Source organism: Nesiotobacter zosterae, from assembly GCF_033843645.1.
Lineage (GTDB): Bacteria > Pseudomonadota > Alphaproteobacteria > Rhizobiales > Stappiaceae > Pseudovibrio > Pseudovibrio zosterae.
The window spans coordinates 468068-489105 of record NZ_JAWXVZ010000001.1; the positions used below are offsets into that span (position 1 = coordinate 468068).

Annotated in this window: 22 protein-coding genes; 17 read left to right on the forward strand and 5 right to left on the reverse strand. The window is 53.4% G+C overall.

Annotated features, from left to right (window positions below; genetic code table 11):
- The first annotated feature begins 118 nt into the window (after positions 1-118).
- Genes cpaB through Q3Y58_RS02270 form a run of 7 tightly spaced genes read left to right on the forward strand, consistent with a single transcriptional unit; the run spans position 119 to position 7921 of the window.
- Positions 119-895 (forward strand): Flp pilus assembly protein CpaB, encoded by a 777-nt coding sequence (gene cpaB / locus Q3Y58_RS02240; RefSeq protein ID WP_319620819.1) that lies wholly within the window; start codon positions 119-121, stop codon positions 893-895.
- A 4-nt stretch (positions 896-899) separates the two neighbouring features.
- Positions 900-2348, forward strand: a complete 1449-nt coding sequence (locus Q3Y58_RS02245; protein WP_319620820.1) for a type II and III secretion system protein family protein — start codon at positions 900-902, stop codon at positions 2346-2348.
- Positions 2349-2359: 11 nt separating this feature from the next.
- On the forward strand, positions 2360-3094 hold the full coding sequence (locus Q3Y58_RS02250; RefSeq protein WP_319620821.1) for a CpaD family pilus assembly protein: 735 nt from the start codon (positions 2360-2362) through the stop codon (positions 3092-3094).
- Between the two features lie 12 nt (positions 3095-3106).
- Complete coding sequence (locus Q3Y58_RS02255) at positions 3107-4396, forward strand: AAA family ATPase (protein ID WP_274218229.1); 1290 nt, start codon at positions 3107-3109, stop codon at positions 4394-4396.
- 22 nt (positions 4397-4418) lie between these two features.
- Positions 4419-5927, forward strand: a complete 1509-nt coding sequence (locus tag Q3Y58_RS02260) for a CpaF family protein (RefSeq protein WP_274218230.1) — start codon at positions 4419-4421, stop codon at positions 5925-5927.
- Positions 5920-6936 (forward strand): type II secretion system F family protein, encoded by a 1017-nt coding sequence (locus Q3Y58_RS02265; RefSeq protein ID WP_319620822.1) that lies wholly within the window; start codon positions 5920-5922, stop codon positions 6934-6936. Before Q3Y58_RS02260 ends, Q3Y58_RS02265 begins: the two co-directional genes overlap by 8 nt.
- A gap of 10 nt (positions 6937-6946) precedes the next feature.
- Positions 6947-7921, forward strand: a complete 975-nt coding sequence (locus tag Q3Y58_RS02270) for a type II secretion system F family protein (RefSeq protein ID WP_274218232.1) — start codon at positions 6947-6949, stop codon at positions 7919-7921.
- Here the strand turns inward: Q3Y58_RS02270 and Q3Y58_RS02275 are convergent.
- Positions 7918-8724 carry a tetratricopeptide repeat protein gene (locus Q3Y58_RS02275; RefSeq protein WP_319620823.1) on the reverse strand — a complete coding sequence of 269 codons (807 nt, stop codon included), beginning with the start codon at positions 8722-8724 and terminating at the stop codon, positions 7918-7920. The genes Q3Y58_RS02270 and Q3Y58_RS02275 overlap by 4 nt on opposite strands.
- A 220-nt stretch (positions 8725-8944) precedes the next feature.
- Between Q3Y58_RS02275 and Q3Y58_RS02280 the strand changes: the two genes are divergently transcribed.
- The 9 genes from Q3Y58_RS02280 to Q3Y58_RS02320 all read left to right on the forward strand — a co-directional run bounded on the left by Q3Y58_RS02280 (position 8945) and on the right by Q3Y58_RS02320 (position 17211).
- Positions 8945-10330 (forward strand): leucyl aminopeptidase family protein, encoded by a 1386-nt coding sequence (locus tag Q3Y58_RS02280; RefSeq protein WP_319620824.1) that lies wholly within the window; start codon positions 8945-8947, stop codon positions 10328-10330.
- A gap of 112 nt (positions 10331-10442) precedes the next feature.
- Positions 10443-10793, forward strand: a complete 351-nt coding sequence (locus Q3Y58_RS02285; RefSeq protein ID WP_274218235.1) for a MarR family transcriptional regulator — start codon at positions 10443-10445, stop codon at positions 10791-10793.
- A gap of 24 nt (positions 10794-10817) precedes the next feature.
- On the forward strand, positions 10818-11693 hold the full coding sequence (locus tag Q3Y58_RS02290; protein WP_319620825.1) for a C40 family peptidase: 876 nt from the start codon (positions 10818-10820) through the stop codon (positions 11691-11693).
- 81 nt (positions 11694-11774) lie between these two features.
- Positions 11775-12275: a pilus assembly protein N-terminal domain-containing protein gene (locus Q3Y58_RS02295; RefSeq protein ID WP_319620826.1), complete on the forward strand. Its 501-nt coding sequence runs from the start codon at positions 11775-11777 to the stop codon at positions 12273-12275.
- A 29-nt stretch (positions 12276-12304) separates the two neighbouring features.
- Positions 12305-12853, forward strand: coding sequence for a TadE/TadG family type IV pilus assembly protein (locus tag Q3Y58_RS02300; RefSeq protein ID WP_319620827.1), 549 nt, complete (start codon positions 12305-12307; stop codon positions 12851-12853).
- A gap of 23 nt (positions 12854-12876) precedes the next feature.
- Entirely contained in the window at positions 12877-13494 is a 618-nt protein-coding gene (locus Q3Y58_RS02305; protein WP_319620829.1) for a TadE/TadG family type IV pilus assembly protein, read from the forward strand.
- Between the two features lie 257 nt (positions 13495-13751).
- Positions 13752-15170 carry a bifunctional enoyl-CoA hydratase/phosphate acetyltransferase gene (locus tag Q3Y58_RS02310; RefSeq protein WP_274218240.1) on the forward strand — a complete coding sequence of 473 codons (1419 nt, stop codon included), beginning with the start codon at positions 13752-13754 and terminating at the stop codon, positions 15168-15170.
- A complete protein-coding gene (locus Q3Y58_RS02315; RefSeq protein WP_274218241.1) occupies positions 15170-16354 on the forward strand; it encodes an acetate/propionate family kinase in 1185 nt (394 codons plus the stop codon). Before Q3Y58_RS02310 ends, Q3Y58_RS02315 begins: the two co-directional genes overlap by 1 nt.
- Positions 16355-16593: 239 nt before the next feature.
- Complete coding sequence (locus tag Q3Y58_RS02320) at positions 16594-17211, forward strand: HAD family hydrolase (RefSeq protein ID WP_319620831.1); 618 nt, start codon at positions 16594-16596, stop codon at positions 17209-17211.
- A gap of 12 nt (positions 17212-17223) precedes the next feature.
- Here Q3Y58_RS02320 and Q3Y58_RS02325 read toward each other — a convergent pair whose 3' ends face one another.
- Positions 17224-17694 carry a DUF4265 domain-containing protein gene (locus Q3Y58_RS02325; RefSeq protein ID WP_319620832.1) on the reverse strand — a complete coding sequence of 157 codons (471 nt, stop codon included), beginning with the start codon at positions 17692-17694 and terminating at the stop codon, positions 17224-17226.
- Between the two features lie 209 nt (positions 17695-17903).
- On the opposite strand from Q3Y58_RS02325, the gene Q3Y58_RS02330 reads away from it, so the two are divergent.
- Positions 17904-18200 (forward strand): hypothetical protein, encoded by a 297-nt coding sequence (locus Q3Y58_RS02330; protein ID WP_274218244.1) that lies wholly within the window; start codon positions 17904-17906, stop codon positions 18198-18200.
- 48 nt (positions 18201-18248) lie between these two features.
- On the opposite strand, the gene dapD is transcribed toward Q3Y58_RS02330, so the two are convergent.
- The 3 genes from dapD to Q3Y58_RS02345 form a co-directional block, all read right to left on the reverse strand.
- Complete coding sequence (dapD, locus tag Q3Y58_RS02335; protein WP_274218245.1) at positions 18249-19100, reverse strand: 2,3,4,5-tetrahydropyridine-2,6-dicarboxylate N-succinyltransferase; 852 nt, start codon at positions 19098-19100, stop codon at positions 18249-18251.
- Between the two features lie 114 nt (positions 19101-19214).
- Positions 19215-20108, reverse strand: a complete 894-nt coding sequence (locus Q3Y58_RS02340) for a LysR substrate-binding domain-containing protein (RefSeq protein WP_274218246.1) — start codon at positions 20106-20108, stop codon at positions 19215-19217.
- Positions 20109-20280: 172 nt separating this feature from the next.
- Positions 20281-21006: a pyrimidine 5'-nucleotidase gene (locus tag Q3Y58_RS02345; RefSeq protein WP_319620833.1), complete on the reverse strand. Its 726-nt coding sequence runs from the start codon at positions 21004-21006 to the stop codon at positions 20281-20283.
- Positions 21007-21038: the final 32 nt, after the last annotated feature.

Below are 21038 nucleotides of genomic sequence, written 5' to 3' on the forward strand. Positions count from 1 at the left end.
CTTGGCTGCACCAATTCCAAATAAATACTAGTCACAATTAACCATGTCTTGACCATTTTGCAGCAGGTTAAGGTTAACCAATTGCGAAATTTCCCTGATCGAGAGGGCTGGTCTCAAAATGAATATGGCGCGAGTTGTTGTTCTTGGTATCGCGTTGGGAGCGGGCTTGATTGCGTCCATGCTTGTCTTGAGCATGACGTCTTCAGAGCCACCGGCTCCTGTCGTTGTAGAAGCTGAGCCAATTGAAACTGGCGAGATACTTGTTGCGACAGCCGACTTGCAGCTGGGCCAACGTATAGCCTCCGAAAACATTGAGTGGGTCAAATGGCCGGAAGAGGCGATCGCTGATGGCGCTATTCGACGCGAAGCGCGCCCGGAAGCGGCGTCGGAGCTGGTTGGGCAAATCACGCGATCCGCGATTTTTGCCGGAGAGCCTATTCGCTCAGAGCGGATCATTGACACCGATAGCGGGTTCCTTTCCGCAATTCTGCCGAAAGGAAAGCGTGCGGTCGCAGTCTCCGTGGACGCGGTCAACACCGCGGGCGGTTTCATTCTTCCCGGTGACAAGGTGGACCTCATCCTGACGCGCTCCACTGAAGGCGCGGATGGGTATCTCAGCGAAACCATTCTGGAGAATATTCGCGTTCTGGCGATCGACACGACCACCGAAGGCGAGCGTGATGATAAGGCAATGACGCCGGATAACACAGCGACCTTGGAGCTTTCGCCCTATCAGGCAGAAATTGTCACGCGGGCGCAGCAGGCTGGAACCTTGTCACTCGCGCTGCGCAGTGCACGTGACGTTTATGGCGAGGGCGAGGAACCGCCCCAAAAACGTGGTGCCATTAATTTCGTGAAGTTTGGTGTTTCCTCCCAATCTTCCAGCGGGCAGTAGTCACATGAATCATTTGATTAAAAAGTTTCCTGCAATCGACCGCGTCAAAGTCGCCGCTGCTAAATTCGGGTTGGTGCTGATCTGCGCGATGCTGGTTTTAACTGGCACCCAAGGTGGTGCAAGCTTTGCGCAAACGGCGTTTCCCGCAGAAGTTAATATTGATGTGGCAGCAGCCCACCAGACACAGCGCTTGGCTGTTGGCTTGGGCCGGTCCGTCATCCTGAACTCCAGCGAAGAGGTTCGAGACGTCCTCGTCTCCAATCCAGGTATTGCCGACGCTGTCGTGCGAACCAACAAGAAGATCTACGTGTTCGGTAACGATGTTGGGCAGGCAACTCTGGTGCTTTTCGGTTCTGGTGGTCGGCAGATCGCGTCCTTCAAGATTCGGGTCGAGCAGGATGCCTCCGACCTTGCAAGCTTGATTGATCGCCTGTTGCCCAACTCGGACATTGAAGTTGAAATGCTGAATGGGACAGTTGTTTTGTCCGGCTTGGCTGTATCTGCTCAAGACGCCCAGATGGCGGCAGATATCGCATCAAAATTCGTCTCAGATGACGACAAGCTTGTTTCCGCGATCAACGTTGCTGAACGAGATCAGGTTCAGCTCAAAGTGACCGTTGCAGAAGTAGAGCGCAGTGTGGTCAAGCAGTTGGGCGTTAACCTGACAGCGAGTGTCTCCTCCGGGAACTTTGGCGCCGGTTTCAACTCGCAGCCCGGCTTTAACGTAAATCCATCTGTAGTAAATCAATCCACTACAATCGGGTCTTTCATTTCCGGTGATGCGAGCGTCACCGCCCAAGTCCGTGCCTTGCAGAAAGACGGCGTTGCCAAAACACTGGCGGAGCCCACACTTGTTGCTGTGTCTGGCGAAAACGCAAGCTTCCTTGCTGGTGGTGAGTTCCCAATTCCAGTGGCCTATGACGACAACGAGGTAAGCTTGGAGTTTAAGCCCTACGGTGTCGGGTTGGACTTCACGCCGGTTGTTTTGTCCGAAGGTCGTATCCGTCTTCGGGTTAAGACCGAGGTGAGCGAGCTGTCAAATGAAGGTGCAGTGAGCATTACGGGCGGCATTGCCGTCTCGGCGCTGAAGGTGCGCCGTGCCGAGTCTACTGTGGAGCTGCCATCAGGTGGCACGCTGGTCATGGCAGGCTTGCTGAAAGAGGATTACGCGCAGGAGATTGATGGAGTTCCCGGCCTCAGAGCACTGCCGATCTTGGGGACACTCTTCAAGAGCCGTGACTTCCGCAACCAGCAGACCGAACTTGTTGTGTTTGTAACGCCCTATGTGGTCCGGCCTGTGGCGAGCGCAAAACTGTCACGTCCTACTGACAATCTCGTGCAGCCGGATGATAGCTCGACGATTTTCCTCAATCAACTCAATCGCATCTACAACAACCGAGAGGTGCCCCTCAAAGGCAGCTACCACGGTGACATTGGCTACATTTACGAGTAGGGGTCGGAGAGATGAGTTTCAATAGACAGAGACGAGATGGCTCCAACCTGAGTTCCATGGCGACACGACTTAGTGTAGTTGGCTTGGTGTCGGCGTTGCTTGTTGGCTGCCAGAGCGCGCAGCCGCAACAGCCAGTCTCACTCGCTGATTTTGACTATCGTCAGAAGCACCCAATAATTTTGACAGAGGCCTCCGAGAACTTCGACATCCCGTTGGGCGGGAATACCCGCAACATCAACCGACAACTCAGTTCCACGATTATGGCTTTCGGCCAACAAGCGAAGGCTGAGGGAAATGGGTACGTTGAGGTGCTTGTGCCTTCGGGTTCGGCTAATGAGGCGGCTGCAAAAGCAGTCACCCCGCAAATCCGTAGCGCCTTAAAAATGGGTGGGGTTGAACCCTCTCGGATTGTGACAAGGGCCTACCCGGTAGATGACAGCTATGCTTCAGCCCCAATCCGGTTGTCCTTTGCGCGCACCAAAGCAGTGGTTCCTCACAAATGCGGCGAGTGGCCGGAAAACCTGGTCGGAGATATGGAGAACACCACACCCGACAACTTCGGCTGCTCCTATCAAGCGAACCTGGCCGCCATGATTGATAACCCCGCCGATCTGGTGCAGCCGCGGGCTGAGACACCAGTTGATGTCCAGCAGCGTCGCGACATGTTCGGCAAGTATCGCACCGGACAGCAAACTCCCTCTCAGTACAAAGAGGGCGTAGGCGCACAAGTTAGCGAAAGTCTCTAAAAAGGCAACGCAATGAACAGTAATGCATCAGATCAGCTGCATATGTCAGAGGTTGGTTCAACTCCGGCGTTTGAGCCAAACCAAAGCTACGAAACTGCCGCAGTTCCTCGCGTGTCAATCGCCGCGTTTTGTGAAACCGAGGCGGCTTATGAAACGCTGATAAAAGCGTCCTCCGATCGGCGGATGTCCAAAGCGCACACCAGTGTAAATCAAGGCTCCTTGTCGGAATGCGTTGCGTTGTATGAGAACGCACCAACACCGAACCTGTTGATCATTGAAACGACGCTGGACGGCCAAGCGCTGCTTCGCGAGCTGGATACGCTTGCAGATGTGTGTGATCCTGGCACGCGTGTCATGGTGATAGGTCAAATCAACGATGTGGAACTTTATCGCGCGTTGATGGCCCGTGGCATAAGTGAATATCTGCTCGGCCCCATAGGCATCCACCAGCTCATCGCGACAATCAGCGGCTTTTATGCAGAACCCGGAGCCGAACCCCTCGGTAAGACGATTGCTGTTATCGGAGCCAAAGGTGGCTGTGGAGCGTCCACCATCGCCCACAATCTGTCTTGGGTTATTTCCAAGCGGCTCGAAACGGATGTTGCACTTGCAGATTGTGATTTGCCGTTTGGGACTGCGGGTCTGGATTTCAATCAAGACCCGCTTCAAGGAATGTGGGAGGCCGTTTCCGCGCCAGAGCGTCTCGATCAGACGTTTCTTGATCGCTTGCTTTCCAAGTGCAATGAACGGCTAAGTTTCCTTGCTGCACCTGCTTCACTGGACAAGCCCTACGACTTCTCAGAGGAGCATTTCGATCAGCTTGTCGAGACCATGCGATCCAGCACGCCCACCGTGGTATTGGACCTTCCGCACACCTGGAACGCTTGGGTTCGGCACCTGCTGGAAACCGTGGATATCGTGATTGTTGTCGCCGAGCCGGATCTCGCAAATCTGCGCAATGCAAAGAACTTGGTGGATGCGCTGGTGCAGCTTCGACCAAATGACATTCGTCCGTATCTGGTTCTGAACAAGGTGACTATTCCAAAACGCCCGGAGATCAAGCCAGACGAGTTCAGCAAAGCTTTGGATGTTCAAAACCTTGCATCTATTCCGTTTGATCCGGGCCTGTTCGGCACAGCTTCCAATAACGGACAAATGATCGGCGAGTTCGATCAAAAACACGCAGTTGGCGGCCTGTTTGAAGACATGGCACGGGTTGTGACGGGCAGGGGAGAAGTTGGAAGAAAAAAGCAATCTGCCCTGTCTTCAATTTTCTCCAAACTCAAGAAATCCAAAGCCTAGGCAGTGTAGGGAGCGCGTATAAATGTTCGGACGCCGCGGTAACAATGGTGATCAGCCTCGTAAAGCACCGTCACAGATGTCGGGCGCACCCGAGGCCGCGCCCAGTGTGACCCCAAGTCCGACTGTTGCGCCGCCAAAGCCTGCGTATGCAGCTCCACAAGCTTCTCCGGCAAAAGTTGAGCCAGTCAAGAAGCCTGAGCCAACCCCAGAGCCGCCGAAGCAGAACAGCTCCAGAAGATCGCCCGAGTATTACGCGACCAAGTCTTCCATCTTCAACGCGTTGGTTGAGGCCATTGACCTTTCGCAGCTGTCGCGGCTTGGTCCGGAAGACGCACGCGATGAGATCCGGGATGTCGTGAACGACATTATCGCGCTAAAAAACGTGGTTATGTCGATCTCCGAGCAGGAAGATTTGCTGGATGACATTTGTAATGATGTCTTGGGTTACGGGCCTTTGGAACCGTTGCTGGCTCGGGATGATATTGCAGATATCATGGTCAATGGCGCGGAAACCGTCTTTATCGAAACCAATGGTATGGTTGAGAAAACGGGCATTCAGTTTCGCGACAACAAGCAGTTGATGAACATCTGTCAGCGCATCGTGTCACAGGTTGGGCGGCGTGTTGATGAATCCAGCCCGATCTGTGATGCGCGCTTGCCAGATGGGTCACGCGTCAATGTCATCGCTCCGCCATTGTCGCTTGATGGGCCATCTCTCACAATTCGTAAGTTCAAAAAAGACAAGCTTACTCTCGACCAGCTTGTTCAGTTTGGATCGATTTCGCCTGAAGGCGCCCGGCTTCTGGAGATTATTGGGCGCGTCAGGTGTAACGTTATCATTTCCGGCGGTACCGGTTCGGGTAAGACAACGCTTCTTAACTGTTTGACGCGCTATATCGACAGCACTGAGCGCATTATCACCTGCGAAGATAGTGCGGAACTCCAGCTGCAACAGCCTCACGTGGTTCGTCTGGAAACACGCCCTCCCAACCTGGAAGGTGAAGGGCAGATCACGATGACGGATCTGGTAAAGAACTGTCTTCGTATGCGCCCTGAACGCATCATTGTTGGTGAGGTCCGTGGCCCAGAGGTATTCGACCTGCTGCAGGCCATGAACACAGGCCACGATGGGTCGATGGGTACGATCCACTCCAACTCCCCGCGCGAATGCTTGAAGCGTATGGAATCCATGATCGCTATGGGGGGGTATACACTCCCCGCACGCACTGTCCGCGAGATGATCGTCGGGTCCGTTGATGTCATCGTGCAGGCGGCGCGTTTGCGCGATGGTTCACGTCGCATTACGCACGTCACAGAAGTCGTGGGCATGGAAGGGGATGTGATTACGACCCAAGACATCTTTGTCTACGACATTCTCGGTGAAGACGCCAATGGCAGGATCGCGGGACGCCATCGTTCTACTGGCATCGGCCGACCACAGCTATGGGAGCGTGCGCGCTACTTCAACGAAGAGCAGCGTCTCGCCCAGTGTCTTGATGCCTCAGATGTGGGAGAGGCAATGAATGGCTGACCTTCTGGCTCAACCCGCAGTATTTGGTTTCACAATCGCCTTGTTGGTGACTTTAGCTGTCGGCGGGGTGCTTTATGTCGTGCTGCTCCCGTTGTTTGGGAGCGAAAAACGCAAAGAGCAGCGGTTAAAAAGCGTCATGTCGACAGATGGACGTTCTGCTGTCGCGGCACAGGCCAAGGTCGAGGGAGCTCAGCGGCGCAAGTCCATTCAGGATCAGCTAAAGGTTCACGAAGAGAAACTGCAGCAGAAGAAAAAGAACGCGAACAAGCCAGCGTTTAGCGACTGGATGGCTCAGGCTGGGCTGAGCCTCAGCAAGAAGAAGTTTTACATCTACAGTATCGTGTTTGGCCTAGGTCTCTCCGCATTCACCTATATGTTGGGGCAGAGCCTTCTTGTGGTCTTGGCTTTGGGTTTTATCGGCACGTTTGGTATGCCTCGCTGGTACATTGGATTTTTGCGGAAACGCCGCTTGCGCATGTTTCTAGATGAGTTTCCTAATGCCGTGGATGTAATTGTGCGCGGCGTAAAAGCCGGCTTGCCTCTTGGAGATTGCATTCGATTGGTTGCAGCCGAAGGTCAGGAACCGGTGAAAACGGAGTTTGGGCGGATGGTTGATGCCCAGCAGCTGGGAGTGCCGATTTCTGAAGCGGTTCACGGTTTGGCCAAGCGCGTGCCAGTAGCTGAAGCAAATTTCTTCGCTATCGTGATCACGATCCAGTCTCAGGCCGGTGGCGGTTTATCTGAGGCATTGGGCAATCTCTCTAAGGTGCTCAGAGAACGAAAAGCCCTCAAAGGGAAAATCAAGACCATGAGCGCAGAGGCCAAATCATCGGCTGCAATCATCGGTTCGCTTCCGTTGTTTGTCAGTGGGGCAATCTTTCTGCTCAGTCCGGACTATATCAAAATTCTTTTCAATACTTTCGCGGGAAACGTCATTCTCGCTGGTAGTTTGTTCTGGATGCTTGTCGGTGTTCTTGTCATGCGCAACATGATCAATTTCGAGGCTTAGGAGCAAGCAAGTGTCACTTCATTCGTTACTCAATCAGGAAACGTTGATTGCACTTTGTGTGGCGGTTGCAGTTGCTGGCACGATTATCACCATTGCATTGCCTTTATTGGAGCGCGATCACCTGAAGTCCCGCATGAAAACCGTCGCGCTCGAGCGCGAAAACATTCGGGCGAAAGAACGTGCGCGGCTGGCGGCAGAAAAAGAAGCCCAGCGAGCAAACATACGAAACAAGCCGAAGCAAAACGTCAAAGACTTTGTCGACAAGTACAACTTGCGAGAACTTCTGTCGAACGAGCAAACCTCCGCAAAGCTGAAGATGGCCGGCTTTCGAGGAACAGGACCACTCTATACATTTCTGTTCATGCGCATTGTTATGCCAATCGTGCTCGCTTTGGCGTCTCTATTGTATACGTTGGTTCTTTTGGGCGGTTCGCTAAGCTCAATGATGGGACTGGGCATATCCGCTGCAATCGGAGCCATCGGCTTTTATGCGCCAAACATCTATGTTCAAAACAAAATATCAAAACGCCAAACATCAATCCGCAAAGCTTGGCCAGACGCACTGGATTTGATGCTGATCTGCGTTGAATCAGGCATGTCAATTGAAGCGGCCTTCAAACGTGTATCCGAAGAAATTGGCATTCAATCCATCGAGCTGTCAGAAGAGCTGGCCCTCGCCAATGCGGAGTTGTCGTTTCTTCAGGATCGGTCCGTCGCCTACAACAACTTGGCGGAGCGAACGGGCTTGGACGGCGTGAAAAACGTGGTATTGGCCCTCAATCAGGCGGAAAAATACGGTACGTCGCTTGGCTTTGCCTTGCGCGTCATGGCGGATGAAAATCGGCTTCAGCGCATGCAAGCAGCCGAGAAAAAAGCCGCGTCATTGCCGCCAAAGCTCACAGTTCCGATGATTGTGTTTTTCTTGCCAGTGCTCTTTTTTGTGATCATGGGGCCTGCAGTGATACAGGTACTTGATACTTTCTAGCCGGACTGGCGGCTCGAAATGCGCTGTTGGAGCATCGATTGCAGATAGGCGATGTTGGCTTCTGCCTGTTTTGGATCAAGCTCTGCTTCAGCCACTGATCGTGCTTGGTCGAATTTGCCCTGCAATCCCATGGCAAGAGCCAGGTTTTGGCGCACACGACTGGTGGCATTTGGGTGGTTCATGGCCAGCTTCAATGCCTGCTCAGCAGCGGGAAGTTCGTCCGTCAGGATGTATGACATGCCAAGATTGTTCAACACACTGGGCTCATTGGGGACGATTGTGAGGGCCTGTTTATAGTGCTCCCGCGCTTGTTGTGGTTGGCCCAGCTGATCATAGATCGCGCCTTTGGCGGACAGCATGCGCCAGTCCGGATTGGTGGGATCAATGGCGTTGTCCAGAACACCCAAGGCTTCTTGAAGCTTTCCGTTTTCCGCCAGCACTTTTCCGTAGGCAGAGGCGACAGTCGGATCCCCGCTGTTATCAATAACAGCTTTCCGTAGGATCGCTTCCGCCTGCCCGCCTTGATTGTTAATGCGAAGCGCCGCCGCATAGTTCATAGCGGACTGCTTGTCTTTGGGGTTTCGCTTGTAGCTATTGCCCCAATAAGACAAAGCACGTTCCAGTTCAGGAGACCCAGCAGCAAGGCTTTTCGTCGAGTGACTGGCTGCAACCGGCCCGCTCCGTGTCGTATTGCAACCACCCAAAAGCGCAAGGCTAACAACGGCTACAGCCAGCGCGCAGCCAAACTTCACCTTTGAAGATGCACTCTTGGTGCGTGCTGTCGAAAGTGGCTGCGCCATCATGTTCGCCCCTGAATTCAAGATTGTGAGAACTGCAGATAATTAGTGAAGCATTAACCCTAATTAGCGGTTAACACCCCGGAGAAGCGTTGCTCATATGAGGGTAATACAGGGTGTGCCTTGCTTCGATCTTGCTACGGTCGGCGCAGAGCGATAGGTTCTGGCAAACCCTCCATTCCATGGCCCGTTATGCGGTCAAATCTTTCAATTCAGGAGTAAGAAAGTGCAGAACGCCATATTGCCTCCCAGTGCAAATGACGACACCGTTGCAGTCGTTGCCGTTTCAACGGTCCAGCTTGCAGACCGGGTAAAGCAGCTAGGTGATGGTGCCGAAGATTGGGTTGCTCTAAACGGCTTCAACGCAGCAGAGGGGATGTTGTGTTTGGTTCCCAGCACGCAGGGCAGAAAAGCCGTCCTGTTACTGGGCTTGGGTGACGCGGAACCGAATGCCATGCACCTTGGTGCCTCAGTGGCTCGGAATGCCCCAGTGGCAACATACGAGCTGGAGAGTGGGATTGAAGACGCGGTCAGCTTTGCACTTGGCTTTGCTCTGGCGTCCTATCGCTTTTCCAGCTACCAGCAGAACAAGAAACCTGCATCACAGCTCAAGGTTTCAGAGGGTAGTGTTCAGGAGGCCCTTGCGCCGATTCTGAGCGGAGTGCAGATCGCCCGTGACCTGATCAACGCGCCTGCCAATGATATGGGTCCAGCGGAGCTTGCGGACGAAGCGAAGGTACTGTTCACCAACCACGGCGGCAGTATTGAAGTAACTGAGGGCAAGCAACTGGAAGAGGGCTTTCCGCTGATCCACGCCGTGGGCAAGGCGAGTGATCGGGCTCCCCGTCTCATAGACGCTCGATGGGGCGATGAAAGTCATCCAAAAGTTACGCTTGTTGGCAAGGGCGTCGTGTTTGATAGCGGAGGCCTGAACATCAAGCCAGCCAACGGCATGTTGCTCATGAAGAAAGACATGGGCGGAGCAGCCAACGTATTGGGGCTGGCGGCAATGATCATGGCGGCCAAACTGCCAATCAGGCTAAGGGTTCTTATCCCAGCTGTAGAGAACGCGATTTCGGGCAGTAGCTTCCGACCATCAGATGTGTTGCGCAGTCGCAAAGGACTCACGGTAGAGGTCGGCAACACGGATGCAGAAGGGCGCTTGGTTCTGGCCGATGCGTTGACTTATGCAGATGATGAAAAACCTGAACTCTTGATCGACATGGCCACATTGACCGGAGCTGCCCGTGTTGCGCTTGGGCCAGATCTGCCTCCGTATTATACGGATGATGAAGAACTGGCGGAGACGATTGCGGTTCATGGTGAAGCGGTTCAGGACCCTCTATGGCGTATGCCGCTATGGAAGCCCTATCGCGAGTACATTGGGTCGAAGACGGCAGACATTTGCAACATGAACACCATTGGATCGGGGTTCGCGGGATCCATGACCGCAGCTCTGTTCCTTCAGGAGTTTGTCGAGAACAGCGAGTCCTGGGTACATTTCGATATCTATGGCTGGACGCCGATGGAGAAAGACATCAAGGCCCAAGGTGGTGAAGCTCAGGGCATTCGTGCGCTCTTTGACATGCTGCAGGCCCGTTTCAGCCAATAGAAACAACATTGTGGTGTGAAGCCGGTTGTTGAACCGGCTTCATTTTGCAATAACGGTTCCGAAACGAGTCAATCTTAAGGTTTCGCTCTGGAATCAAACAGGGATCGTTAGCATGCCAGTAGAGATGCGCCCTTCGCATGCGCTGAGATTGTGGCAAGACGTTACGCTTTCGCTGGTGCGCAACGAGGGCGAGGACTTGTCTGCGCGGCAGATGGCCGTGCTTTTGAGTGTGTACATGGAGCCGCCGCCGCATACTGTTAGAGGTCTTGCGGACAAGCTGGGGGTGACCAAACCCGCAATCACCCGTGCACTGGATACTTTGGGGCAAAAGAAGTTACTGTCTCGGCGCCGCGATGAAGCAGATCGAAGAAACGTGATCATCACAAGGACCTTGGAAGGCGCGCTCTATCTTGAAAAGCTGGGTGATCTGGTTGTCGAGAAAGCCGCAGCCTTGCCGAGATGAAGAAACAATATTCGGATAGGTGCCATGACCCAATTTGATCGCCGTCTCCATCCCGTTCGTCCGGATCTCGCCGCTCGTGCATATGAGGGGAAATGCAGTGCAGACCGGTTTGTAGATGGTCGCCGTATGGCGATTGCAGCCGACATTGTTCCTCTTCGCGGCGAGCCTTCAGAGCTTGCTGGCATCGATACAGAGCTCCTCTACGGCGAAACTTTCACCGTTTTTGATGAAAGGGGCGGCTGGTCTTGGGGGCAGAACGACACCGATGGATATGTTGGTTGGCTTCCGACGGAGACCTTGGGTGCCCACTTCAAGCCGACACATCGCGTGAAAATGCTTCGCACCTATCGGTATCCTGAGGCAGAGCTAAAGCGCCCTCCAAAGGGTCTGATTTCTCTGGGGGCACTGGTTCACGTAGTGCGCCATGCGGAGACCAGAGGTCTGACCTATGCCGAGTTGGCGGATGGCAGCTATGTTGTTGCCGAGCATCTTGCACCCTTGGAACATCGTGTTGAGGATTGGGTAGCAACGGCAGAGGCCATGCTGGGAACGCCCTATTTGTGGGGTGGCCGCTCAACCATGGGCACCGATTGCTCCGGACTTGTTCAGCTTAGCACGCAGTCCGGTGGCTATCAGTTGCGACGCGATGCCGATATGCAAGAGGCGACAGCGGGAGAAGCCTTGTCATTGGAAGATGGCCTGCCCGCGTTGCAGCGAGGCGACTTGCTGTTTTGGAAGGGCCATGTTGGACTTATGTCTGACCCGGAAACTCTCTTGCATGCCAATGGTTACACGATGACAGTTGCCTATGAGCCGCTCAACGTTGCGTTGGAACGGATCGCAAAGAATGAGTTTGGCGCGCTGACTGCTGTTAGGCGCTTGCAAGCCCCCGCTACCTAGAAGGCGGCGTCGCCTGACGTTAGCGGTTCCTTCACTAAATACCTAATAGAATACACGGGATTTTAGGTTCGTGAGGGATCCATGCATCTCGAAGAGTTTGTAAAGCGTCTGTTTTCTGCGCTCGTGATTCCTGCCGCGCTAGCGGTGGGGAGTCTTTCCGTTTCCTCTGCTGTGTCTGCAAAAGAGGTCTCCGTCTATCTTGATCAGGCGAAGGTTTTTCGGATTGACGAACCTGCCTCCACGATAATTCTCGGGAACCCCGCCATCGCGGACGTTACTCTCCATGACCGCATGACGATTGTTGTCACAGGCAAGTCCAGTGGGGTCACAAATATCATCGTGCTCAACGAAGACTCCGAGCCGATCGTGGATGACCAGATTGTTGTTCGGGCCGCAGTTGAAGAGGTTGTTTCCGTTCAAAGAAACGCCATTCGCTCAAGCTACTCGTGCAAACCGGACTGTGATCCCGTTGTCAGACTTGGCGATGGCAAAGACCATTTCGATGAGTACACCAAGCAGATTGAAGCAAGAAATACACTTGGTAAAGGTGGCTCGCTTCCACAGGATGCTCCTCAGGAGTAAAAGTGAACGGCACCTGAGAGGGGCGTCTTATGGTAGCGCGGGCATTGGTTGGGTTTCTGTATCAGGTCGTGCGGTTCAAGCGTGCGAAAGATGGCGTGACAGCAGTTGAGTTCGCGTTGATTGCGGTGCCGCTGTTCATGATAATTTTTGCGATTGTAGAGCTTGGCTTGTTGTTCTTTGCAGAACAGGCGTTAAACAACGCCACGATGAATGCAGCCCGCATGATCCGAACCGGCCAAGCCCAAACAATGGATATAGGGGCGGATGACTTCAGGAACATGATCTGTGATGGGACCGCTGGGCTGTTGTGTAGCAAGCCGGAGCAGCTTCACATTGATGTTCGGACCTACGACTCATTCGCAAAGATCTCGGAAACGCCTCCTCTTATTGATCCAGATGACAAGACGTTTACGCCGCCGAGCAACTTCCAGATGGGGTCAAGTTCATCGGTGGTTATGGTGCGCGTCATCTATGAATGGCCGATGCTGACAAACTGGATGCAGGATGCTTTTCAGGACACCGCTGATGGTGATCGCCTGTTGGTCTCTACGGTGATTTTCAAGAATGAGCCGTTTTAAAGCAATTCCTCGGGAGCCTTTCGATGTTTAAGAGCCTCACGCATCTCCCAGCCATGTTCGCAAGGTTCCTGCGCGATCGTTCAGCAGTTGCGGCACTGGAATTTGCGATCGTGTTTCCATTCTTGCTGTTTCTCTTCGTCGCTATGACGGAAATGACCACATCGCTGAACTACGATCGCAAGGTGGACCAGGTGTCCATCACTCTGGCTGACCTTATTGCCCGTGAGAGCACCCTTACAGCAAGGCAGCTTGAGGACTTGTTCTTAGCCGCAGAACAGCTGATGAAACCGTTCGATGGGAACGGTATGAGAATTGAAGTCGGTGTCGTTAAGTTCGTGGGCACGAACCTCGATCCGGCAGTGGTCTGGAGTGTCGGTAAAACACTTGGCGAAGACACCAATCTTGATCAACAACCTTGGCCCGTTGGGCAGGCACCATCGGGTATAGATATTCCCGACGAGCTCGCCAGTTCTTCCAGCAACCTGATTGTGACGAAAACCAAGTTTGACTATCGCTTTTTGACTGGAACCTTGCTGCATCGGCTCAGCTCAGGCGACTCGTTAAGCGCCGGTAAAATGGAGTTGGGCGGTCTGTATTTCACCCGATCAAGGCAGTCAAATACAGTCGATTTTGAGCGCTGAGATACGTAACATTCCGGTAGGGCAGATTGGTCGAGTGTGGCATAATCCCGCAGAGCGGGAATTAAAAGCAAAAATCAGTTTGTAAATGACAAGGATCAATGGCAGGGCTACCCAAAAAGTAGAATAAGACTTCCAAGCCCGGCGATATGTATACACTCGAGTGCCGAATTCTAGAGATGAAAACGTGACGTCAATTCCTCCCCTGACGGAGCGTTGAGACTCTTCAGAATGAAGCACCTCACAACCAAGAGGCCCCAATGGCAACTAACCGGACATACGACCAAATTCAGGTTGGCGATACTGCAACCCGTTCTCGTATTTGTACAGCAAATGACCTTTTCGTCTTTGCTCATGCTTCCGGCAATATCAACCCTCTGCACCTGCCAAACGCTGAGTGGGAAGGTGAGAAGACCGGTGAAGGTCCATCCGCTCCATTCATGTGGGGTGGCACGCTGATTTCTGCAGTAATTGGCAACGTACTTCCTGGCCCAGGTACCGTTTACCGCGACCAGACGCTGAAGTTCCACAGCAAGGTCAAGGTTGATCAGGTTCTGGATGTTACAGTGACTGTTCTGGAAAAAATGCCAGAGCGCCACGTGCGTCTGTCCACTGTTGTAAAGCTTGACGATGGTACACTCGTTGCTGAAGGTGAGGCTGTCGTTATCGCGCCTGACAACACCATCAGCTACGATCCTGAAAAGCTGCCAAGCCTTCTGATGAAGCGCCATCAGCACTTTGACCGTCTGGTTGCCCTTGCAAAGCAGCTGCCAGCAATTCCAACCTCTGTTGTTTGCCCTGACGATGCAAACTCTTTGGGTGGTACTGTCCTCGCAGCTGAAGCTGGTCTTATCGTGCCGATCCTGTGCGGTCCCGCTGCACGTATTCAGGCTGCTGCTGAGAAGATCGGCGTTGATATCTCCAGCTACGAACTCATCGACTGTGAAGATGAAAACGCTTCTGCTTCACGCGCTGTTGCGCTGGTTCACGAAGGCCGCGTTCGCTCTGTAATGAAGGGCCACCTTCACACGGACGACCTGCTGCGCCATGTGGTGAAGCGCGAAGGTGGTCTGCGCACCAAGCGCCGCATCTCTCACGCTTTCGTAATGGATGTTCCAGGCCGCTCCACACCGGTTATCATTTCCGATGCTGCAATCAACATTGCACCGGATCTGCCAACCAAGGTGGACATCACGCAAAACGCCATCAACGTTGCGCGTTCCATCGGTATCGAACCTCCAAAGGTTGGTATTCTCTCCGCTCTGGAAACCGTAAACCCAGCAATCCCATCCACCATCGACGCAGCTGTGCTGTCCAAGATGGCTGACCGCGGTCAGATCAAGGGTGGTATCGTTGACGGTCCTTTGGCGATGGATAACGCTATCGATCTCGAAGCTGCACGCACCAAGGGCATCGATTCTCTCGTTGCTGGTCGCGCAGAAGTTCTCATCGTGCCGAACCTGGAAGCAGGTAACATGATCGCGAAAGAACTGACCTTCGTTGCTCATGCAGAAACAGCCGGCCTCGTCGTGGGTGCGCGCGTACCAGTGATCCTGACCAGCCGTGCCGACAACGATCGTGCACGTCTCGTTTCCTGTGCTCTGGCAAGCATGTACGACTACTACAACCTGAACAAGGTTGCATTTACCGGCGAAAAATCTGCTGAGGCTGCTGAATAATGACAATTGAAACAATTCTCGTACTGAATGCTGGTTCTTCCTCCATCAAGTTCCAGCTGTTCCAGGGGGACGAGTCTGTCCTGTCTGGTCAGATCGACGGTTTGGGTGCCTCCGCATGGGTTAAAGGCAAGACCGCTGAGGGCAAGGTTCTGATGGACCGCGCTCTGTCTGAAGAAGAAGCCAAGAACCACAACACTGCACTGCAGGTGATTCTGGCACTTCTGAAAGAGTTTGACGCAAACCTGGAAGTGGATGCCATTGGCCACCGCGTGGTTCATGGTTCTGCAAAGTACTCTGCGCCTGTGCTGGTTACCGACGAAGTTGGGAAGGAAATGGAAACCTTCAGCAACCTCGCACCACTGCACAACCCGCACAACCTTGCAGGTATCGACGGCGCAAAGGCAGCCTTCCCAGGCAAGCCAAACGTCGCGTGCTTTGACACAGCATTCCATCGTACGCAGGAATTCAAGAACGAAGCATACGCCATTCCTCTCAAATACTATGAGGAAGGCATCCGTCGCTACGGCATGCATGGCCAGTCTTTCCATTACATTTCTGAGGAGCTTCACAACGTTGCCCCAGAAGTTGCTAACGGCAAGATTGTTGTTGCCCACCTTGGCAATGGTGCCTCTATGTGTGCCATCGAAAATGGCAAGTGCGTGACCACCACCATGGGCTTTACCCCTCTGGATGGTCTTGCAATGGGTACCCGTAGTGGTCTGATTGATCCGGGCGTCATCTTCTATCTGGTTGAACAGAAGGGAATGACGGTTCAGGAAGTTGCCCACATGCTGAACAAAGAGTCCGGCATGAAGGGTCTTTCCGGGATCTCTCAGGATATGCGTGACCTTGAGCAGTCTGATAGCCCAGACGCACAGCGCGCTCTCGAGTACTACGACAACCGCGTAAAGCGTGAGCTTGGCGCTCTGGTTGCTGTAATGGGTGGCCTTGATGCGATCGTCTTCACCGGCGGCATCGGCGAGAACTCCAGCAAGACACGTTCCGGCGTGTGTAAGGGTCTGGAATTCCTTGGCGTTGAACTGGACGAAGAAGCGAACAAGGCACGTGCGAAGGAAGCAATCACCATCTCCAAGCCGGGTTCCCGCGTGAAGGTCATGGCAATTCCGACGAACGAAGAAGCCATGATTGCGCGTCAGACACGCGACATCTGCGAAGCTCTCTAAGCCGCAGTTGAATGCACTTTAGGAAAAGCCGCTCTCAGATGAGGGCGGCTTTTTTGTTTTGCGCTACAAAATTGGCTGGTAGTTGGTCTTTGACATGCTATCGCCATTGAGGCTGTGTAGCCTGTGAAAATGCAGCCTCTGCGCGAACAATGATGAGCCTGAAAACGGCTGCATAGTGCCATGGCGGAACCGATCTGGTTCCGACTGTTCTTCAATCAGCTATTCCTGTAGGCGTGTTCATGGTTTCACAGATCAATGCTGTTGTTTTTGATATTGGCAATGTGCTTATTCGCTGGGATCCAAACAATCTGTATCGCAAGTTGATACCTGAGGATGCCGCACGGGAACACTTCCTTTCAACCGTTTGCACGATGGATTGGAACATCGAGCAAGACCGGGGACGATCGTGGTCGGATGCGTTGGACGAGCGTATTGCCGCCTTTCCGCACCATGAAGAGCATATTCGTGCCTACTATGAACGCTGGGAAGAGATGTTGGACGGTCAAATTGACGGAACAGTTCAGCTTCTTGAAGAGCTTAAAGCTAGCGGCGCGCCTCTTTACGCAATAACGAACTTCTCTTCCGAGAAGTTTGAAGTTGCAAAGCAGCTGTTTCCGTTTCTGGCTACATCCTTTCTGGACACCGTTGTCTCTGCAGATGAAGGGCTGATCAAGCCTGATCGGCAGATCTATCAGACCCTGATACAGCGGAACGGGCTACAGCCGGAAAGCCTCGTCTTTATAGACGATAGCTACAAAAATGTCTTGGGGGCGCAAGCCGTTGGCATGCAAGCCCTCCACTTTGAAGGTGCAGAGAAGCTGCGCTCTGACCTGAAGATGCTTGGGCTGAGGTGGTAAGGCCGAGTTCCGTTACTTCGCGGCTGACTGTGGGTGGCCGATGTGGCCTTCCTCATAGGTCCAGATGCCGCGTTCATGGCCTTCATCCAGAATGGAAAGAACTTTTTCCAGCGTGACGTTCGGCGGCACATCCACGCTGAACAGTGGAATGTCGCCCTCTACGTCCTCACAGGTGCAACCAAGACGCTCAAGTTTGAGCCACTGTTGCTGGAACTCAGTTGGCGTCACGCTCTCCTCCACCAGAATGCGGAAGGTCGAGTGTCCGGAATGCTTTAGCACCTTTGAAAAAACGAGGCCACGTTTGCTGTGAACTGCGGCAACCTCGTCCCCGTTGCTGACGCCCTTGGCCAGAAATGGTGTGTTTTCAAGCCGATATCTGTTGCTGCCCAGTTCAGTGACGAACAATGTCTCTCGTACCAACCCATGCCAGTCATCTGGGTTGAGCTTGATTTCCATTTTTGTAATGGGATGATTGTTCTTCATGAGTAAGCGAGATCCGGCGCAAAGTGTTTTAGTGTGGCGGCACTATAACTGTGGGAAACTGCAGTGCAATACGCAGCATGAAATTCTGAAGAATTTCAGGTTCAAAGTAACAACTTGTTTGCCCCTTGGAAGCAAACACTTTCACCCTCCAAGTCATCAAGCGTCCTTATGATACCGCGCAAAAGCGATGGGTATTGAGAGGAGGTCGCATGGCCAATTTGAGTTGCACCATCAACGGACAGCAGGCTGACGCCATTGAAGAGGTGTGGCTGACCCCGCAAGAAGGTCATTCAATCATCTGGACAAGGTTTGGCATCACAAGCTTCGGATCGACAGCAAACATTGCTGCAGGCAGCTACGATGTTTTCGTAAGGCTTCGGGATCGCGAGCCCCAAAACGTCACCAGCATCACCATTCCCATTGGTGAGCAGGAAAGCGCGCAGGCGGACAATATTGGTGCGTACTTCGAGCCGGGTTCTTTTAGCATTACCTATCCGGCAAACTAGAAAGCCGGAGCGTTGAAGCCCCGGCTTTTCATTGTAAGATCTGTTCGATCAATCGCGCAGAAGATCGTTTACAGAGGTCTTTTCTCGGGTCTGGGCGTCTACGCGTTTTACGATAACGGCACAGGCCAGGTTTGGACCCGGTGTGCCATCTGGTAGAGGCTTGCCTGGCAGAGTACCTGGAACAACCACGGAGTATGCTGGCACTTCGCCGACGAAAACTTCGCCAGTTGTTCGGTCAACGATCTTCGTGGTTGCTGAGATGAACACACCCATTGCAAGCACGGCGCCTTCGCGGACCACAACGCCCTCAACAACTTCAGAACGTGCACCAATGAAGCAGTTGTCTTCAATGATAACCGGGCCAGCCTGAAGTGGCTCCAGAACACCGCCAATGCCGACGCCGCCTGAAAGGTGAACGTTCTTGCCAATCTGCGCGCAGGAGCCAACGGTCACCCAAGTGTCGACCATGGTTCCTTCATCAACATATGCGCCAAGGTTGACAAAGGATGGCATCAGAACTGCGGATTTGCCAATGAAAGCTGAGCGGCGAACAATGCTGCCGGGAACGGCGCGGAAGCCTGCTTCCGTGAACTGTTCTGGTCCCCAGCCAAGGAACTTGGAGGGAACCTTGTCCCACCATGTCGCCCCGTCAGGGCCACCCTTGATGATTTCCATCGGGTTCAAGCGGAATGACAGAAGAACGGCCTTCTTCGCCCACTGATTGACGACCCAGTCACCGGATGATTTTTCAGCAACACGCAAAACACCTTTGTCTAGCAGATCGAGTGTTTTCTCTACTGCTTCACGAATATCGCCAGTGGTTTCGGTGTTGATCGCATCGCGGTCGTCGAAGGCCGCGTTGATGGTTGCTTCAAGAGCGGAAAGTTCTGGTTGGCTCATGCCGGGAGGGTCCTCTCGTCGAATGAATAGCGAGTTATAACGCTCGCTAGAGGAGGTACCCAGAAGGGCAGGGCAAGTCAATACAAACCAACCCCGCGCTTTAGCTCTGCTAATTTATTCGGCAGCTTCCGACTTGAGTGTTTCACTGGACTGTTCGAGCAGCCAGTCACGGAACGCAGCTACCGGACGGGTCAGAGGGCGGTTCGCATTGCGGACGAACCAGTACCCGGTCTCAAGAGAGGTTGTTGGCCAGTCGGGAACCATAAGATGGCCAGCTTGCACTTCCTGATCCACAAAGTGGGTGTCGATGGCGATGGCGCCCATACCCGCAACCGCACCCTGAATTGCCATGTTACGGCTTTCAAACATCGCGCCTGCAGAAGGGTCAAGGTGGTCGATGCCCGCAGCCTTCAGCCAGAGCGGCCAGTCATCACGGCGGGAGGAGGTGTGAAGCATCTTGAGCTCGTCGAGGAGGCTAATGTCCGGATTGGGATTTCCCGGGCTCAGCTGTGGGGCAAAAGCGACCACAAGGTCTTCCTGCCATAGCTTTTGGTGCTCTACCTGCGGCCAGCCGCCTTTTCCAAGGCGAATGGCGCAGTCGTAAGCCTCCCGGTCAAGGTCCACAACCCGCATGCTCGTGGATATGAGCAGTTCGATATCTGGGTGCTTTTGCTGAAAGTCGGGCAGCCGTGGAATGAGCCAGCGAGTTGCTACAGTCGATAGCGTTGAGATGCGCAGCTCGGTCCGGCTTCGCCGCCTGAACGCCTCCACGGCGTGTTCAATCTGGTCAAAAGAGTTGCCAAGGTTCGACGAAAGGCGCTGGCCTTCTTCGGTCAATACCAGTCCACGCCCGTCCCGAATGACAAGCGCAGCGCCAAGTTCGCTTTCGAGAGAACGAAGGAGGTGCGTTAGCGCTGACGGCGTAACGCCCAGATCTTCAGCCGCGCGGGCAGCCCGGCCATGTTTCGCCAAAAGGGAGAAGGCATGCAACGCCCGCAAGGAAACCATTAGTTTTCACCCAGACAAGTTTTCGTTAGCTATTGAACTCACCTCAATAAACTATTGTTTTTTCCTCGTCTACTACATCAATCAAAACCCGGCCAAGTTTGCTTTGTTCTCATGCATATCTGGCCTGATTCTGGAAATGTCCGGTGGAAATTAATAATTTCCGCAGAGGCACTTAGCCTCCGCTGCTTTTCAATGAAAGTATGTGAGCGAGGAACTCGCCAAGGTTGTCGGTGACAAACTCCACATGAGGATCAGCGGCACCCTCCAGCTCCCAGTCCTCGCGGAAAACTTCACGTGTCCCTTCTGGAACGACCAACACGGTTCGCATGCCGAGGAGATGCGGTACTTCCAGATTTCTCGCGAGGTCCTCAAACATCACTGCAGAGGCAGGATCGATCCTATTTTGCGTGATGAACTTGTTGTAGGTTTCATGAGCTGGTTTTGGAACCAGATCCGCTTCCACAATCCCGAAGATATCTTCAAAATGATGGGTGATGCCGAGCTTGCTCGCCACGGCTTCAGCATGCTTCTTGGTCCCATTTGTCAGAATGAACCGCCGTCCCGGAAGGCTCTGTATGGCCTGTCCAAGACGCTCATCTGGTTCAAGACAGGAATGATCGATGTCGTGCACATACTCCAAAAACTCATCGGGAGAAATGTCATGCTCGGTCATCAACCCGCGCAAGGTTGTTCCGTATGTCTTGTAGTACTCGCGCTGCAGCTCGCGCGCCTCTTCGCTTGGCTTGCCGGTCAGCCGCTGAACATAGGTGTTGATCTTCTGGATAATCTGCGGGAACAGATCCGAATGAGCTGGATACAGCGTGTTGTCGAGATCGAAAATCCATGCATCGACCTCGTCAAACGAAGAAAAGTCTAATCGACCGTTTTGCTTAATCATGATTGGAAAGATAGGAGAGTGGGATGACAGTT

Bases quoted from the DNA above. Each gene is read 5' to 3' on its own strand.
- cpaB (WP_319620819.1), top strand. From the start codon at position 119: ATGAATATGGCGCGAGTTGTTGTTCTTGGTATCGCGTTGGGAGCGGGC.
- Q3Y58_RS02245 (WP_319620820.1), top strand. From the start codon at position 900: ATGAATCATTTGATTAAAAAGTTTCCTGCAATCGACCGCGTCAAAGTC.
- Q3Y58_RS02250 (WP_319620821.1), top strand. From the start codon at position 2,360: ATGAGTTTCAATAGACAGAGACGAGATGGCTCCAACCTGAGTTCCATG.
- Q3Y58_RS02255 (WP_274218229.1), top strand. From the start codon at position 3,107: ATGAACAGTAATGCATCAGATCAGCTGCATATGTCAGAGGTTGGTTCA.
- Q3Y58_RS02260 (WP_274218230.1), top strand. From the start codon at position 4,419: ATGTTCGGACGCCGCGGTAACAATGGTGATCAGCCTCGTAAAGCACCG.
- Q3Y58_RS02265 (WP_319620822.1), top strand. From the start codon at position 5,920: ATGGCTGACCTTCTGGCTCAACCCGCAGTATTTGGTTTCACAATCGCC.
- Q3Y58_RS02275 (WP_319620823.1), bottom strand. From the start codon at position 8,724: ATGATGGCGCAGCCACTTTCGACAGCACGCACCAAGAGTGCATCTTCA.
- Q3Y58_RS02285 (WP_274218235.1), top strand. From the start codon at position 10,443: ATGCCAGTAGAGATGCGCCCTTCGCATGCGCTGAGATTGTGGCAAGAC.
- Q3Y58_RS02290 (WP_319620825.1), top strand. From the start codon at position 10,818: ATGACCCAATTTGATCGCCGTCTCCATCCCGTTCGTCCGGATCTCGCC.
- Q3Y58_RS02295 (WP_319620826.1), top strand. From the start codon at position 11,775: ATGCATCTCGAAGAGTTTGTAAAGCGTCTGTTTTCTGCGCTCGTGATT.
- Q3Y58_RS02300 (WP_319620827.1), top strand. From the start codon at position 12,305: ATGGTAGCGCGGGCATTGGTTGGGTTTCTGTATCAGGTCGTGCGGTTC.
- Q3Y58_RS02305 (WP_319620829.1), top strand. From the start codon at position 12,877: ATGTTTAAGAGCCTCACGCATCTCCCAGCCATGTTCGCAAGGTTCCTG.
- Q3Y58_RS02310 (WP_274218240.1), top strand. From the start codon at position 13,752: ATGGCAACTAACCGGACATACGACCAAATTCAGGTTGGCGATACTGCA.
- Q3Y58_RS02315 (WP_274218241.1), top strand. From the start codon at position 15,170: ATGACAATTGAAACAATTCTCGTACTGAATGCTGGTTCTTCCTCCATC.
- Q3Y58_RS02320 (WP_319620831.1), top strand. From the start codon at position 16,594: ATGGTTTCACAGATCAATGCTGTTGTTTTTGATATTGGCAATGTGCTT.
- Q3Y58_RS02325 (WP_319620832.1), bottom strand. From the start codon at position 17,694: ATGAAGAACAATCATCCCATTACAAAAATGGAAATCAAGCTCAACCCA.
- Q3Y58_RS02330 (WP_274218244.1), top strand. From the start codon at position 17,904: ATGGCCAATTTGAGTTGCACCATCAACGGACAGCAGGCTGACGCCATT.
- dapD (WP_274218245.1), bottom strand. From the start codon at position 19,100: ATGAGCCAACCAGAACTTTCCGCTCTTGAAGCAACCATCAACGCGGCC.
- Q3Y58_RS02340 (WP_274218246.1), bottom strand. From the start codon at position 20,108: ATGGTTTCCTTGCGGGCGTTGCATGCCTTCTCCCTTTTGGCGAAACAT.
- Q3Y58_RS02345 (WP_319620833.1), bottom strand. From the start codon at position 21,006: ATGATTAAGCAAAACGGTCGATTAGACTTTTCTTCGTTTGACGAGGTC.